We start from the raw sequence: 16119 nt of genomic DNA, 5'->3' as shown, positions 1-16119 counted from the left end.
AGGTCTAATTGTCAAAAAATACTGGCGGCACTGGTTGTCGGGGCAACCATGAACTATGTTTCTATGAAGATTGCGGTGGCCCGGTGCGGCGGCCCTGCAATGCTCCCACCAGAAACAAGCCTGAATCCAGCTCAAGACAGGATATTTCCGTATGAACCAGATGGTCCCAGCCAAGTTCGGTGTTGGTGCGCCTGTGCGCCGGAAGGAAGATGCGAAGCTGATCACGGGGCAGGGCATCTACACGGATGACTATACACCCGAAGGTTGCCTTCATTCCTTTGTGCTTCGCTCCGCCATGGCCCATGCCCGCATTTCTCTGGGCGGTCTTGAGGAGGCCCGCGCCTTTCCGGGGGTTCAGCTCATCCTGACGGCGGCCGACATCCAGGACCTCGGCAACATGCCGACCAAGGCCGTGATGAAGCAGATCGACGGCACGCAGCATGCGTGCCCGCCGCAGCCGGTTCTGTGCTCCGATGAAGTGCGCTATGTGGGCGATGCCATCGCCTTCATCGTTGCGGACAGTCAGAATGCGGCAAAGTCGGCGGCAGAACTGATCGAAGTGGATTACGAGCCGCTGGATGTGACAATCGGCATCGAAGCCTCTCTGGAAGACGGGGCACCTCTTGTCTGGCCGGAGTTTGGGTCGAACCGGGCATTTGTTCAGGGGCATGGCAACGAACAAGCCTGCGAGGCCGCCTTCGCCAAGGCCGCGCAGGCCGTTTCCATCAAGGTGATCAACAACCGGCTTATCGCCAACTATATGGAGCCGCGGGCCTGCGTCGCTGAATATGATGCGGTAGCAGACAGCTACACGTTGACTGCCGGCACCCAGGGCGGTCACGGTATGCGCGACCTCATCTGCGGCGACATTTTGAAGATTCCGTCCGAGAAGCTGCGGATCGTGACGCCGGAAGTGGGGGGCGGTTTTGGCACCAAGATGTTCACCTACCGTGAATATCCTCTCTGTCTGGTCGCGGCGAAGCGGCTTGGCCGCCCGGTCAAGTGGACCGGCGATCGCATGGATCATTTCGTCACCGATGCGCATGGCCGTGACAATGTGACAACGGCAGAGCTGGCGTTGGACAAGGACAGCAAGATCCTTGGCCTGCGCATCAGCGTCCTTGCCTCCATGGGGGCGTATCTGCACCAGTACGGGCCGTTCATTCCCTTCGTGGGAACGTCCATGTCCACCGGGCTCTATGACATTCCAGCGCTCTATGTGACGGCGACGGGTGTCTATGAGAACACGGTTCCGACCGATGCCTATCGTGGCGCGGGACGCCCGGAGGCTGCCTATTTGATCGAGCGGTTGATTGAAAAAGCAGGGTTTGAGACGGGTCTCGGGTCTGCCGAAATCCGCCGTCGCAACTTTGTTGCCAAGGAAAACCTGCCTTACACGACCCAGACGGGCCGTCTTTACGACACAGGTGACTTCGCTGGCCACATGGAAAAAGCCATGGAAGAGGCCGATTGGGCCGGGTTCGAAGCCCGCCAGAAGCAAAGTGCTGCTGCCGGCAAGTACCGTGGCATCGGCATGTGCAGCTACATCGAGGCTTGCGCCTTCCCGGGCGGTGAAGAGGCAACCATCGAATTGAACGGCGATGGCTCTTTGACCCTCCTGATTGGCACCCAGACCAATGGCCAGGGGCATGCCACATCTTACAGCCAGCTGATTGCCGAGCATTTCGGCGTGGATCTCGACAAGATCGAAGTGATCCAGGGGGACACGAGCCGCGTGCGGCAAGGCGGCGGCACGGGCGGCTCCCGGTCAATCCCGCTTGGCCTTCCGTCGGTCAACATGGCGTCCAAGTCGCTGGTCAAGCAGATCAAGGAACTGGCGGCTGAGCAGCTTGAAACCGGACCGGATGATCTGGAACTCGTCGATGGGCTGGTGCGCGTTGTCGGTACCGACCGTCAGGTGACACTGGCGGACATCGCATCGGCAGCACCGGCCAAGCTCTTCGGGCGTGAAGAAGTCAAGCAGGCCGAAGCGACCTATCCGAACGGCACTCACATTGCTGAAGTGGAAGTCGATCCGGAGACCGGTGATGTCTCCATCGAAAACTATGTGATTGTCGATGACTTCGGCGTCACGGTGAACCCGCTTCTGCTTGAAGGGCAAGTACATGGTGGCACGGCACAAGCCATCAGCCAGGCCTTGTTCGAGCGCACGGTCTATGATGAGGAGGGCCAGCTTTTGACGGCTTCTCTTCTGGACTACCAGCTTGCCCGCGCTGGTGATCTTCCCTCGTTTAATTTCCAGACCCGGAACATCCTTTCCACCACAAATGCCATGGGCATCAAGGGGGCCGGGGAGGCCGGCACGATCGGCGGTTGCGCTTCGATCATGAACGCGCTGCAGATGGCTCTGCGGGACGGGGCGGGTGTTGCGCACATCGATATGCCGGCAACTCCCCATCGTGTCTGGGAGGCCATCCAGTCCGCCAAGGGATAACATCCTGAAGTCCTGCACAGATTTAAGAGGGCCGGTGAGTGAGTGTGTCCGGCCCTCTGCGCAGAGCCTGATCTGCTCTGTCCCGGATCCGCTTATAAGGCTTTCCATAGGAAGCCATAAATTAGTTTGATTGCCTGACGATTTTGGGTTCAAACCCCAGGGTGGCGGTTGCGCCGTTTGGCCGCACTAACTAGTGTTCTGTTTGTCCTGCGGCAGCGACGCAGGAGATCCTGTTCAGCTTTCACCGCGCCCTCGACCCGCACTGAAGTGAGCGCAGGACCTTCCAGAATCGTCCGCTTTCGGATGATCGATCCCGCTTTTGAGACGAGGTGGCTTTCCGGGTCCGACACCCTGCCTCGCCGGTCCTTTTCTGTCGGCCCTGGATTGGTTCTATGGCGCGCAACAGCGCAGACACCCCCTCCGGCCCTGCGGGTTCAACCGCGGGAATGACGTCTCATGCGCCGCTTCTCGGTATTTCTCTGAAACTGGCTTCGACACTTGCCTTCTCGATCATGGTCGTCGCGCTGAAGATTGCCTCGCAAACGGTACCAGTTGGCGAGATCGTCTTTGCCCGCAACTTTTTTGGCCTTTGGCCCGTCCTGATCATGGTGGCGGTGCGCGGCGAATTGAAGATTGCCTTCCGCACTCAGCGCCCGCTTGGCCATCTCGGCCGCTCGGGTGTCGGCATCATGGCAATGATCTTCTCGTTTACGTCCTTCTCGCTCCTGCCGCTGCCGGACGCGACGGCCATCGGCTTTGCGACGCCGCTGTTCGTCATCGTGCTGGCATTTCTGGTGCTGAAGGAAACGGTCCGGATCTACCGGTGGAGCGCCGTTGGAATTGGGTTCCTTGGTATTCTCATCATCCTCTCCCCGCACTTGGGCAAAAGCGAACTGGGCAGCGGTCAGGCGCTGGGCGCGCTCTGCGGCGCGATAGCAGCCTTGTTTTCAGCTTTCGCAATGATGTTCGTGCGGAAGCTCTGCGAGTCGGAAAGAACCTCGACCATTGTGACCTGGTTCTCCGGAATGGCCACCCTGCTGGCCCTGCTCACCATTCCTGTCGGCTGGTTCTGGGAGGAGCAGGCCTGGATCCTGCCGGATGCGAAAACCGCGGGAATTCTCGTGCTGATGGGGCTGTGCGGAGGGGTCGGACAGATCCTGATGACCCAGAGCTACCGCTTTGCCGACGCCTCGACCATCGCCCCGTTCGACTACACGAACATGATCTGGGCCATCCTGTTTGGTTGGCTGATGTTCAACGAGATCCCGATGATTCAGGTGCTTGCAGGTGCTGCCATTGTGATCGCGGCGGGCATCTTCGTGATCTACCGCGAACACCGGCTGGGTCTGGACCGGACGAAGGTCAGGCGGGCGTCTTCACCGTCCAAGTCCTGAAGATCTTGCAGAGAGCGATATCCGCTGAGGGGAGATGCTTCAGCGGGAATTCCCGTCAGAACGCCTTGAAGGTAATGATGGTTTTCGTGTCTTGGATGCCGTCGACCGGATGGACCTTCTGATTGACGAAGTGCCCGATGTCGGCACCATCCTCGACATAGAATTTCACCAGAAGATCATAGTCGCCGCTGGTCGAGTAGATTTCGGATGCAATCTCCGCATCCGCCAGGGCGCTGGCAACCTTGTAGGTCTCGCCAAGCTTGCATTTGATCATCACGAAGAAAGGGGTCATGTGGTGCTCCGGGGTGCGGTCTGCTCTCTTGGACATGGCCTATCCGGTTGCCGCAGTCAATCATTCCCGGTTGCCGCTTTTGCCTGACGTGCTTGCAATCAGCCGCTGGCCTTGATAGCTGTCTCATCATCTCATGGGGGTGCCCGCCGCAACGGACCGGGCTGAGAGGCAAGTGGTCAACTCCTTGAACCTGATCCGGCTTGTACCGGCGGAGGGATTTGAGATGTGTACATATCCGGTTCGCGCCGCACTCCTATTTCTGCCCCCAATTTTACCCGCTGCTACGGGCGTATATAGCTGTGGAGCCAGTCATGGCTGAGCGCATCTTCGATGCAGCCAGCGCGGCAGATGTTCTTGCGCGTTTGCGCGGGCAGGTGCCGCGTGTTCATTGCCTCACCAACCCTGTGGCTCAGGCCTTTACAGCGAACGTGCTTCTGGCGCTCGGAGCGGTGCCGTCGATGACGGTCTCCGTTGAGGAGGTTGCCAGCTTTGCAGCCAGCGCAGACGGCCTTCTCGTAAATCTGGGCATGCTGGAACCTGAGCGCAGGGCTGCCATTCCGCTGGCGATTGCCGGCGCGAAAGGGGCAGGAAAACCGGTCGTTCTGGATCCTGTCTTTGTCCAGCGTTCGCCAGCCCGCTGCGCCATGGCGCGGGACCTTCTTGCAGGCGGTGTCTCTTTGCTGAAATCCAACAAGGAGGAAATGGCGGCTCTGTTTCCGGAAGGGGGCGGCCGGCAGATCCTGGACGAGCAGCAAACCGTTCTGGTGACAACCGGAGCGGAGGATGAGGTCTCGCTGGCCGGGCGCGGGGTGCGTCTTGGCAACGGCGATCCGCTGATGGCGCGCGTGACGGCCACGGGCTGCGCACTTGGTGCGGTGCTGGCGGCCTGCCTTGCCGTTGAACCGGATCACATGGTGGCAGCAGCGGCTGGCGTCAGCCTCTTTAACATCGCAGCGGAACTGGCAGTGCAGGAGTGCCGGGGACCAGGAAGCCTTGTCCCCGCGCTTCTGGATGCGCTTTACCGGCTGCGCAGCGAAGACATTCACACGCATCTGATCGCGTCCGCTTCAGGACAAGAGACGGACAGGAGGACTTTATGACTGCGATTGCCGTGACCATCGCAGGGTCGGACTCTGGGGGCGGCGCTGGCATTCAGGCCGATCTCAAGACCTTCTCGGCAAACGGTGTCTATGGGGCAAGCGTTCTGGCTGCCTTGACTGCCCAGAACACGCTTGGCGTGACGGCAATCCACGATGTGCCGGCCGCTTTCGTGAAGGCCCAGATTGACGCGGTCTATTCCGATCTCAAGGTAACGGCGACCAAGATCGGTATGCTGAGCCGCCCGGAAATCATCCGCTGCGTGGCTGGGGGACTGGATGCCCATGAGACGGGACCGGTCATTCTTGATCCGGTCATGGTGGCGGCCTCCGGGGATCCTCTGCTGGTGGATGATGCCGTCGAGGTTTTAATCGCCGAACTTCTGCCACGCTCTGCGCTGATTACTCCGAACTTGCATGAAGCCGCCCGTATGCTGCACGGCGGCGTAGCAGAAACGCGTGAAGAGATGAGGGAGCAGGCGAAGGCACTTCAGGAACTAGGTGCCCGTGCTGTCCTGATGAAGGGCGGCCATGGCTCGGGTCCGGAGAGTACGGATCTGCTGCTTTGCCAGGATGGCAAGGAGCATTGGTTTAACGCCCCCCGTTTTGAAACCCGTAACACCCATGGCACCGGCTGTACTTTGTCCTCGGCGATTGCTGCTGGCATTGCGCGGGGGCTGCCGCTGGAGGACGCCGTTTCCCGGGGCAAAAGCTACATCACCAAGGCCATTGCGGCTGCGGACCAACTGGTCATCGGAGCCGGACATGGTCCCGTGCATCACTTTCACGAATTCTGGAGCGCATAAGATGACTGGGCAATCCAACACATCGCGTCTATCTCGCCGCGCGGCGCTGGGACTTGGAGCTGGACTGGTTGCCGCACCGCTTGCTGCTCCTGCGGTCGGAAGCGAAAAAGGTGCGGTGCTGGAATGGAAGATGGTCACATCCTGGCCCAAGAACTTGCCCGGACCAGGCGTTACAGCTCAAAGGCTTTGCGACCGCATTGGTGAGATGTCCGCTGGACGCCTCAATATCCGCCTGTTCGCGGCTGGAGAGCTGGTTCCTGCGCTTGGTGTTCTGGACGCAGTCGGCTCCGGGACCGCTCAGATCGGACACTCGGCCTCCTTCTTCTGGCAGGGCAAGATGCCGGCGTCCGTGTTCTTCACCGCAATTCCGTTCGGCCTGCTGCCGCAGGAACATATTACCTGGATCGAGCAGGGGGGCGGACAGGACCTTTGGGACGAGCTTTATGAGCCGTTCAACATCAAGCCGGTGATGGCTGGGAACACCGGCGTCCAGATGGGGGGCTGGTTCAAGCGGGACATTAATTCGCTTGAGGACCTGAAAGGGCTGACCATCCGTATGCCTGGCCTTGGCGGAGAGGTTATGCGCCGCCTGGGGGCAACGCCGGTCAATCTTGCTCCCGGAGACATCTTCCAGTCGCTTCAAAGCGGAGTGATCGATGCGACCGAGTTTCTCGGCCCCTGGAGCGACCGTGCGATGGGTTTCCAGAAAATCGTCAAGTCCTACTACGCGCCGGGTTTTCATGAGCCGAATGGCACCGGTGAGGCCCTTTTGAACAAGACCGCGTTTGACGGTCTGCCGGATGATCTCCGGGCGATTGTCCTGGACGCATGTCAGGCCGAAAATGCAAGGTCGCTTGCGGAGAGTGACTGGGAAAATGCAGGCAGCCTTGATGCTCTCCGGGAACAAGATGGCGTGACGGTCAAATTTTATCCGGATGATGTCCTTTCCGCTCTGAGAACAACCTCAGCGCAGGTTCTGGAGGAATTTGCGGCTAAGGACGAGCTGTCCGGCCGCATTTATGAGAGCTATGCGGGTGCTCTGAAACGCCTTGCGCCCTGGAGCAATGTCTCGCTCCGTCGGTTTCTTGCCGCCCGGGAGGGAGAGGCATAGGAGACGCGTTTATCTGAAGATCCGGATTTTTATCGATGATTCGGCAGGGGGCAAGCTCCCTGCCGGACCCTGACTCCGGAAAATGCACGCTGTTCAAAAAGTTATTTATATTTTTCAGTATCTTGTGACCGAAGTCTTAAACGCTTTAGGGAGTGGAAGTGTTGACTTCCTGGGCTGCGCGAATTTGCTCGCGGGTTTGGGCATATCCTTGATCAAGATGCTTGGGTCGAGCCTCGCTTTGGAAAAAAGCGGGATCCCGAGGTAAGCATATGTGTCTTTCCTGCAACTTGATTCAAAAAAGAAAAGCTGACGGTGGAAGGTATGGTCATGCCTAATTTATGTGCAGTTTCATGTAACTGTGTCCGGAATCGCTGAATTCGTCAAAAACTTGACCTTTACGTGACATTCTGACGAAAGCTTTCAATGTGTGTGGCGTTCTGTTGCCCCGAAACCGGATCTGATCGCGTCAGACGCTTCCAGCAACACCTTGTTTTATCTATTGCCGTCAGTTTCCGACCTGCGCAGAAATAAGCACAGGAATTCTTTGCCTTCCATGGGAGGGAAGGCGATTGGGAGATGAAAATGATGGTGTGGGCCAGCAAAAAGTCCGTTCTCTTCACGTCAACTGCAGTGATCGCATCGCTGATTGCCGGTGCTGCATGCGCAGGCGGCTTCGCTCTGCGTGAACAGAGTGCGTATTACCAGGGCATGTCTTTTGCGGGGAACGGCACGACGGGGCCGTCCATTTCGTCGGTTTTCTGGAACCCGGCAACCATCACTGGCGCGAAGGATGGTCTGACGATTGAAGCACACAATAGCTTCATTTTGCCAAAGGCGGATATCAAGGGCACGAACACCGTTCTTGGAACGCCGTTCGCCGTTGATACGGGGGACATTGCTTCTGATGCCTGGGTCGGATCGACCTATGTTTCTTACAAGCTGAGTGACGAATGGTATCTCGGTTTGGCCGTAAACGCTCCGTTTGGTCTGTCCACCAAGCCCTCCAATGGAAATTGGGCGGGCGCCGGCTACAACCGGTCCTCGAAGGTTTTCTCGATCAACGCCAATCCGATGGTCGGCTACAAGATCAACGACATGTTCTCTGTCGCAGTCGGCGTGCAGGTTCAGTACTTCGACGTGCGCCTGAAGAACTCTATTGCTGCGCCCGCTCTTGCGAGCGCCGGTACAGCGCTCGAAGGAGACGGGACAGGTGTTGGCGTAACGGCAGGTCTGACCTTCCGGCCATTTGAAGGAACGGAAATTGGCCTTGGTTACCGCTCTGGTATCTCCACCGAACTTGGCGGTACCGTAGCTCTTCCCGTTCCGGCGGGCGGTCTGCCAGCAGGCACCTATGCCATCACCACCAAACTTATCACGCCGGAAACGGTCACCCTTTCCGCCAAGCAGCGCGTAATGGACAACTTCCGGGTGCTTGGAACGTTCGAGTGGACCAACTGGAGCCGTCTGAAATCTCCGAAGGTGACGCTTGACAGCTTCGGCGGTGCGACGCTGACCTCTTTGCCGTTCAACTACAAAGACGGTTATTTCGCCTCGCTGGGTATGGAGTACGACTTCAACAAGCAGCTGACCCTGCGCGCTGGTGCTGCTTATGAGTGGTCTCCGATCAGCACAGACATCCGCTCCGCGCGCCTTCCCGACAATGACCGTATCTGGGTCAGCGGCGGTGCAAGCTATGCCTTCAATGACAGCCTGTCCTTCGACTTCGGTTACACGCATATCTTCGGTACCGATACGGATCTGCGGATTGTCCCGGGACACCAGGACTACTCTGTGACCAAAGGCTCGCTTGTAGGGACGGTCGATTCTTCTGTCGACATTCTGTCTGCCTCCCTTCGCTACACCTTCTGATCTCCGGATCTGAATGGACAAATCAAGAGGCCCGGCAGGGAAACCTGCCAGGCCTTTTCGTTTCCGGACGTCCTGCTTAGAAGGCGGACGGAAACAGTCCGCCATCAAGCAGGATGTTCTGGCCCGTCAGATAGCCAGCGTGTGCTGAACACAGGAAGGCACAGGTCTTTCCGAACTCGTCCGCCGTGCCGAAGCGGCCTGCTGGAATTTCGGCAGCTTGAGCGGCCCGGATGGCTTCGATGCTCTGCCCGCTCTGACTTGCAGCACGTTCAAAACCGCCCTTGAGACGGTCGGTATCCATCTTCCCGGGCAGCAGATTGTTGATCGTTACGCCCTGTCCGGCGATCTGGCGGCTGACGCCTGCAAGGAAGGCCGTCAGCCCGGCACGCGCGCCCGATGAAAGGTCAAGGCCTTCAATCGGCATGCGGACCGAGAGGGAGGTGATATTGACGATCCGGCCAAAACCCTGCGCACACATGTGCCCCGTAACAGCCTGGATCAGCTCGATAGGGGTGATCATGTTCTGGATGACGCCTTCGATCATGGCTTCCCGGTTGAGTTCCGTGTAGTCCTTGCGCGGCGGCCCGCCATTGTTGTTGACGAGAATGTCGGGTGTTGGACATGCGGCAAGCAGAGCGCGCTGCCCTTCGCTGGTGGAAACATCGGCAAGGACTTCCGTGACATGCACGCCAGTGGCTCTGATTTCCTCTCCCGTTGCCCGGAGTGCCTTTTCGTCTCTGCCGTTGATCACCACATCGCATCCGGCTTCAGCCAGAGCTATGGCGCAGTTGCGGCCAAGACCGCGGCTGGAAGCACAGATGATTGCCTTTCGGCCCGAAATTCCAAGATCCATGTGCGGACTTTCTCACTGGTTGGAGCTTATTGAGCAGACGCAAAGCGGTTCGCCATAAGCGAAAGGCTCCTGCTGCGGCCTTGTCTATTGTTACGAGGGCGGGGCGGGGAACATCAACCCCCTGGGTGCTTAGGGCCGCATTTCTGCCCTTCCGGCGTCTTCTGCGGGTGTTCCTGTCACATTAGTGCAACCTGAATCGGGTCTATAGCCGTCAAGATATTGATCGGAGTGAGGCTCATGGCAAAGCCATCCGCAGCGCAGCACTACAGGACCCTGTTCATCTCGGATGTGCATCTGGGAACAAGAGGATGTCAGGCAGACCTGCTGCTCGACTTCCTCAAGGACAATGATGCCGAGACCGTGTATCTGGTCGGTGATATTGTCGATGGCTGGCGCTTGAAGCGTTCCTGGTATTGGCCGCAGGCTCACAATGATGTGGTGCAGAAGATCTTGCGCAAGGGCCGCAAGGGGGCCCGCATCGTTTATGTGCCGGGCAATCACGATGAGTTTCTGCGCGACTTTCTTGGAACCCACTTCGGCGGCGTTGAAGTGACGGACAGCATCATTCATGAGGGCGCGGACGGCCGGAAATATCTGGTCATCCATGGTGACCAGTTCGATGTGGTGATCCGGCATGCCCGCTGGCTCGCCTTCTTCGGGGACAAGGCCTATGTTTTTGCGCTCGGCGTCAATACCTGGATGAACGTCGTCCGCCGCCGCCTGGGGCTTCAATATTGGTCCCTGTCAGCCTGGGCCAAGCTCAAGGTCAAAAATGCGGTCAGTTTCATCGGACGCTTCGAAGAGGCTCTTTCTGAAGAGGCGCGGCGCCGTGGTGTTGATGGGGTCATTTGCGGCCATATCCACCATGCAGCGGACCGGGACATGAACGGCATTCGCTACATCAACACGGGTGACTGGGTGGAAAGCTGCACCGCGGTCGCTGAGCATCATGACGGAACAATCGAGGTGATCCGATGGATCCGGCCGGCGGCAGCAGGGGAACAGGTATCGACAAAGGGGCAAGCGGTCGCCGCATGACATCGCTCCTTATCGTGACGGATGCCTGGCATCCGCAAATAAACGGTGTCGTGCGCTCACTGGAGCGTACGGCGTCGGAACTTGAGGCCATAGGCATTCGGGTGGAGTTCCTGACGCCGCAGGCCTTCCGCACGCTTCCGTGCCCGACCTATCCTGAAATCCGTCTGTCCCTGGCCCACAAAGGCATGGTGAGACGGAGAATCCAGGACTTTGGCTGCGATCACCTGCACATTGCCACCGAAGGTCCTCTCGGGCTCATGGCAGCTTCCGTTGCCCGCAGCATGGGGATGCCCTTCACCACGAGCTATCACACACGGTTTCCCGAGTATGTATCGGCCCGCCTGCCCGTGCCCTTGAAGTGGTCCTACTCCTGGCTGCGCCGGTTTCACAACTCCGGGAACGGTTGCATGGTGGCGACACAGACCCTTGAGACGGATCTGAGAGACCGTGGCTTCACCAATCTTATGCGCTGGTCGCGCGGGGTCGATGAGAGGATTTTCAAGCCCTATGAGGGGTCTGTCCTTCCCGCTGACCTGCCGCGTCCGGTGTTCATGAATGTGGGCCGCGTGGCGGTGGAGAAGAACATCGAGGCGTTTCTGGAGCTCGATCTGCCAGGGAGCAAGGTGGTTGTCGGCGATGGTCCTCAGCTTGAAAACCTCAAGCGCAGCTATCCGGATGTTTTGTTCACCGGTGCCAAGGTCGGTGAAGAGCTGGCCCGCTATTATGCCTCTGCCGATGTCTTTGTGTTCCCGTCCTTGACCGACACTTTCGGGAATGTGCTGCTCGAGGCACTCGCTTGCGGGGTCCCGGTTGCCGCCTATCCGGTCATGGGCCCGCTGGACGTAATCGGCGAAACGGGTGCGGGGGTTTTGCATGAGGATCTGCGGGAGGCGGCTCTTGCCGCGCTCGATATTCCGCGGGAGCATTGCCGCAGGGTTGCGTTGAACTACACCTGGGCCGCAAGTGCCCGCCAGTTTCTGGAGAACGCAGAGGAAGCCCGCGGCAGAGCCGCCGCGGATGCTGCCTGAGGAATAGCGTGGCGGCCGGAGATCTGGCCGCCGTAAAAATGTCATGGGGACAGGAAGGCGGCTTGTTCCGCATCTGCGGTTTTGTAGACTGACGGCTCAGCGACCGTTCAGTCCGTCCGGTTGCCCTGCCTCCAGGAACTTCCGGCCATGACATTGCCTATAACCTACCAGGACATTGAGCACGCGCGCGCCCGTCTGCATGGAGTAGCGGTGGTGACGCCTCTTTTGCGTTTTCCCGTCCTTGATGCGCTGACCGGCGGCACCGTGCTGATCAAGCCGGAGAACCTGCAACGGACCGGGTCTTTCAAGTTCCGTGGCGCCTACAACAGGCTGAGTCAGATTCCTGATGCGGACCGCCCCAACGGCGTCGTGGCCTGCTCGTCGGGCAATCACGCTCAGGGCGTCGCCGAGGCCGCGAGATTGCTGGGCATGTCTGCGACCATCGTGATGCCGGCGGATGCGCCGCAGATGAAGCTGCGCCGGACGCGTGAATATGGTGCGCAGGTCATCACTTACGACCGGGACACCCAGGACCGGGAGGCGATTGCAGCGGATCTCTGTGCGGAATCGGGGGCGACCTTTGTCCATCCCTACAACGACAGGGGGATTATCGCGGGGCAAGGCACGATCGGGGCAGAGATCGCGGAACAGGCCAAGGCCATGGAGCTTCTGCCGGATGCCGTTCTGGCAGGAGCAAGCGGCGGCGGGCTGACAAGCGGTATTGCTGTGGCTCTGGCATCTGATCTGCCGGGAGCCCTTATGCACACGGTTGAACCGGAAGGGTTTGACGATCTTGCCCGGTCGCTTCGGAGCGGATCGATTGAGCAGAACACCAGAACCTCGGGTTCCGTTTGCGATGCGCTTCTGGCAAAGGCGCCGGGAGACCTGACCTTCCCAATCCTTAAAAATCTTGGAGGGGAGGGGCTTCAAGTTTCTGACCGTGAAGCGCTTGCGGCTGTCGCCTTTGCACTGAATGAATTGAAGTTGGTTACGGAACCAGGCGGGGTTGTTGGACTGGCAGCTGTGCTTTCCGGAAAAATAAGTTGCGAGGGAAGGGTCATCTGCGTTGTTTTGACCGGAGGAAACGCAGATCTTGAAACTCTTCTTCGGTATTCCTGAACGTGAAGCCGGTTTAAATCTCTCAAATCCGCGGATCTGAATCTGCTGGAGCATCCGTTATTTTTACAACTAATATAGGGATACTGCTTATTTCAATCAGTTTCTCTATGTGGATTTTTTATTTATTTCTTATATTAAATAATAATTGACCACGTTCATTGTAGTTCTCGTTATTCCGGCGGAGCGGATTGCCGGATTCAGGGAGTATTCTCGATGACGAGCGAGATCGAAGCAAGAAAGCACTTTTTTGGTGTTTCACAGGAAGATTTGGCAACTGCCAAGAGTGGCTGGCAGGCCGTCAAGGAGCAGCTTCCGGGAATTCTCAAGGATTTTTACGCCCATGTTCGCACCGTTCCCCACCTTGCAGCGCTGATCGGCAATCAGGAGGAGCGTCTGATCGCCGCCCAGTCGCGTCACTGGGACGGGTTGTTCACCTCAGGTCTGGGTCAAGAGTATCTTGAAAGCGCGAAACGGATTGGACTTGCTCACGTCAGGATCGATCTCGATCCGACCTGGTATATTGGCGGCTATTCGTTCGTTCAGACCCGGCTTGCGAGCTACTTCCTGAAGAAATACCGGTTTTCTCCTGCAAAGGCTGAAAATGTTCTCAGGTCGATGAACAAGCTCATCATGATCGATATGGATCTGGCGATTTCCACCTATCACGACAAGATGATCCTGGATGCTGAAAACCGGGAAGCCGGTATCAAGGCCGCGATTGAGACATTCGACGGTGTCATGAAGTCGGCTCTGGAGACGGTGGGAGAAGCGTCGAACGCTCTTGAAACGACGTCCGGAAATCTTGGCAATGCCGCTGCTGCCATCAGCGGCAGGATGCAGAACATGGATACGCAATGCCAGGACACGGCGGCAAGCGTGTCTTCGAGCGCGGCGGCGACGGAAGAAATGACCAGCTCGATTGAAGAGATCGGGCGTCAGGCATCGGAATCCAGCGTTATTGCCCGGCAGGCTGTTGATGGAGCTGCGAAGACAAATCAAAGCGTCCAGCAGCTCGCTGCCGCTGCCGAGATGGTCGGCTCGGTGATCAGTCTGATCTCGGATATCGCAGCCCAGACGAACTTGCTGGCGCTGAATGCAACGATCGAAGCAGCCCGTGCCGGTGAGATGGGCAAGGGGTTTGCCGTCGTTGCTGCGGAAGTGAAAGAGCTTGCGAGCCAGACGACCAGAGCGACTGAGGAAATTACCGATCAGATCGCAAGCATTCAGCAGGCGACAAATCAGGCAGCAGCAGACATCAGCTTTATCACGCAGACCATCGGCAAGGTCTCCGAGATCGCCACCAGCATCGCCAGCGCGGTCGAAGAGCAGACGGCCGCCACGACGGAAATTTCGCACAATGTGCAGACAGCGGCCAACAATACGGAAGGGTTTGTCTCAGAGATTGTCCTCGTTCGTGAGTCTGTGAGTGAGACCGAACGGTCTGCAGGGCAAATCGCTTCCATGTCTGGAAATCTCAAGGAGCAGGCTCACCGTCTGGATAGGGAAGCGCGGGAGTTCTTCTCTAAGGTTCTCTCCGTCTGATAGCTGTAGCCTTCAGCGGGCGTCTCAAGTCAACAAAGCCTCCCGATACCATTCGTGAGGCCAGACTGCTGACAAACCCCGCCACCGCGCTTTCCCGGACGCAGCGAAGCGGAGATCCGGGATCTCTCGTCCATTTATTCAATCGAAAGAAATGGATTCTTTTGACAGGTCCCGGCTCAAGGCCGGGACGGCGCGGAGATAAAATCCGGAAGCTTTAGGTTTGTCAGCAATCTCGCCTCCCGATACCCTTCGGGAGGTTTTTGGATTCCGGTTCCGGTGCAAATAGGTCCCAACAACGCAGAAAGCGCCCGGAGGCGCTTTCCCGAATTTCACAGTGTGGGAACCAATACGGAAAAAGTCAGTTGAAGAGAGCCTGACGCTCAGCTGGGGTGAGCTGCTCAAGGGGATCTTCCATGTTGTCAGGATCCTCAGTGCTTTCCCAGGCCTCGTCCGCAGCGGTCTCGAAAGCTTCGGATTCAAAGAGCCGGTCAATGGCGGCCTCATCCAGAACTTCTGAATCCTCGTCTCCCGGCAGTTCCGCATCAAAGTCCTCGTCCTCAGATACGACTGGCGTCGCGGGAGAGGAGAACATGTCATCGATGGCGGCTGCGTCCAGTGTTTCGCTTGCGTCTTGCGCAAGTTCCTCGTCACTCGCGGTGCCGGCCATAATGGCATCGATGTCATCGGCGCTTGCTTCATGCGTGTTCTGTGCAGGAGGCTCGTCTGCCTCAACTGTTTCAGAAGCGCTGAAGGTGGAGTTCAGCAGTTCGTCAACATTCTCCTGATTGACGCCTTTGCCTTCTCTCTGAGGACCGTTCAGAAGGTGCGCGTCAGGGCGCGTGTCAAGCGGACCGGCGCTTTCGTCGGCTTCCTTGTCCTCAATGCCCCAGATGTTGATCATCATGTTGATCCGGCTTTCCAGATACCGCAGCACCTGAACAACCTTGTTCGTGCGCTGACCGGTCAGATCCTGGAAGGAGCAGGCCATGAAGATCTCGGTCGCCTTGGCGTCGATCTCGTCGCAGACGGCTTCGTCCGCGCCCTTTTCCCGCAGGGTCCAGGCCTGTTCCTGAATCTGCTCGGCAGCCTCCAGAATGGTCTGGGTTGCGCCTTCGGTCTGGGTGATGATCGCGTCCAGCTCGTGAGAAGCATCGGTAAAGCGGTTGGTGTCTCCGCCTTCAGCCTTGATGTTCGCGATTTCGTTCTTGGTGCGCTCGATCGCCTCGTGCATGTCGGCAATGTCGAGCCGGATGCGGTCAAGGTCCGGGACCTTGCGCTGACGCGTCATGGTCTTTTCGAGCCGCTGGATGGCGTCAAGAATCTGAACAGTCTCAGGCGTCTTGTTGCGTTTCAGGAACTCGCTCAGAAAACGCCGGCCGCGATCCGACTCCATAAGCGTCTGCTCGAGCGTGACATACTCCGCATCGGCCAGTGGTGCCAGTTCATCATGTGCATCAGTGGGTTGCATCGAAATGGTTATCTCTGCTTGCCTTGTTCTTATGAATTGCCGTAACT

13 protein-coding genes and 1 riboswitch are annotated in these 16119 nt (G+C 58.2%); of the genes, 10 read left to right on the top strand and 3 right to left on the bottom strand.

Going from position 1 to position 16119, the window contains the following annotated elements:
• The first annotated feature begins 151 nt into the window (after positions 1-151).
• Together IG616_RS02835 and IG616_RS02830 are read left to right on the top strand one after the other, a co-directional pair.
• Positions 152-2455 (top strand): xanthine dehydrogenase family protein molybdopterin-binding subunit, encoded by a 2304-nt coding sequence (locus tag IG616_RS02835; protein WP_192146168.1) that lies wholly within the window; start codon positions 152-154, stop codon positions 2453-2455.
• Positions 2456-2847: 392 nt separating this feature from the next.
• Positions 2848-3849 carry a DMT family transporter gene (locus IG616_RS02830; protein WP_246476072.1) on the top strand — a complete coding sequence of 334 codons (1002 nt, stop codon included), beginning with the start codon at positions 2848-2850 and terminating at the stop codon, positions 3847-3849.
• Positions 3850-3904: 55 nt separating this feature from the next.
• Here the strand turns inward: IG616_RS02830 and IG616_RS02825 are convergent, their stop codons facing one another.
• Positions 3905-4141 (bottom strand): Lrp/AsnC ligand binding domain-containing protein, encoded by a 237-nt coding sequence (locus tag IG616_RS02825; protein WP_192146693.1) that lies wholly within the window; start codon positions 4139-4141, stop codon positions 3905-3907.
• Between the two features lie 125 nt (positions 4142-4266).
• Positions 4267-4376: riboswitch (TPP riboswitch) on the top strand.
• A gap of 76 nt (positions 4377-4452) precedes the next feature.
• Between IG616_RS02825 and IG616_RS02820 the strand changes: the two genes are divergently transcribed.
• From IG616_RS02820 to IG616_RS02805, 4 genes are all read left to right on the top strand, one after another.
• On the top strand, positions 4453-5241 hold the full coding sequence (locus tag IG616_RS02820; protein WP_192146166.1) for a hydroxyethylthiazole kinase: 789 nt from the start codon (positions 4453-4455) through the stop codon (positions 5239-5241).
• Entirely contained in the window at positions 5238-6044 is an 807-nt protein-coding gene (thiD, locus tag IG616_RS02815) for a bifunctional hydroxymethylpyrimidine kinase/phosphomethylpyrimidine kinase (protein WP_192146164.1), read from the top strand. Before IG616_RS02820 ends, thiD begins: the two co-directional genes overlap by 4 nt.
• 1 nt (position 6045) lies before the next feature.
• Entirely contained in the window at positions 6046-7155 is a 1110-nt protein-coding gene (locus IG616_RS02810) for a TRAP transporter substrate-binding protein (protein ID WP_192146162.1), read from the top strand.
• A gap of 582 nt (positions 7156-7737) precedes the next feature.
• The gene (locus IG616_RS02805; protein WP_246476071.1) at positions 7738-9024 is read left to right on the top strand and encodes an OmpP1/FadL family transporter; all 1287 of its coding nucleotides are present in this window, start codon (positions 7738-7740) and stop codon (positions 9022-9024) included.
• A 76-nt stretch (positions 9025-9100) separates the two neighbouring features.
• Here the strand turns inward: IG616_RS02805 and IG616_RS02800 are convergent, their stop codons facing one another.
• The gene (locus IG616_RS02800; RefSeq protein ID WP_192146160.1) at positions 9101-9877 is read right to left on the bottom strand and encodes an SDR family oxidoreductase; all 777 of its coding nucleotides are present in this window, start codon (positions 9875-9877) and stop codon (positions 9101-9103) included.
• A gap of 237 nt (positions 9878-10114) precedes the next feature.
• Between IG616_RS02800 and IG616_RS02795 the strand changes: the two genes are divergently transcribed.
• From IG616_RS02795 to IG616_RS02780, 4 genes are all read left to right on the top strand, one after another.
• Positions 10115-10915, top strand: a complete 801-nt coding sequence (locus IG616_RS02795; protein WP_192146158.1) for a UDP-2,3-diacylglucosamine diphosphatase — start codon at positions 10115-10117, stop codon at positions 10913-10915.
• A complete protein-coding gene (locus IG616_RS02790; RefSeq protein ID WP_192146156.1) occupies positions 10912-11943 on the top strand; it encodes a glycosyltransferase family 4 protein in 1032 nt (343 codons plus the stop codon). Before IG616_RS02795 ends, IG616_RS02790 begins: the two co-directional genes overlap by 4 nt.
• 147 nt (positions 11944-12090) lie before the next feature.
• Positions 12091-13062 (top strand): threonine ammonia-lyase, encoded by a 972-nt coding sequence (locus IG616_RS02785; RefSeq protein ID WP_192146154.1) that lies wholly within the window; start codon positions 12091-12093, stop codon positions 13060-13062.
• Positions 13063-13275: 213 nt separating this feature from the next.
• On the top strand, positions 13276-14604 hold the full coding sequence (locus IG616_RS02780) for a globin-coupled sensor protein (protein ID WP_192146152.1): 1329 nt from the start codon (positions 13276-13278) through the stop codon (positions 14602-14604).
• A 358-nt stretch (positions 14605-14962) separates the two neighbouring features.
• On the opposite strand, the gene IG616_RS02775 is transcribed toward IG616_RS02780, so the two are convergent.
• A complete protein-coding gene (locus tag IG616_RS02775; RefSeq protein ID WP_192146150.1) occupies positions 14963-16072 on the bottom strand; it encodes a protein phosphatase CheZ in 1110 nt (369 codons plus the stop codon).
• Positions 16073-16119: the final 47 nt, after the last annotated feature.

The sequence above is a fragment of the Roseibium litorale genome (assembly GCF_014842915.1).
Taxonomy (GTDB): domain Bacteria; phylum Pseudomonadota; class Alphaproteobacteria; order Rhizobiales; family Stappiaceae; genus Roseibium; species Roseibium litorale.
This window is presented reverse-complemented; position numbering and strand designations above follow the sequence as displayed.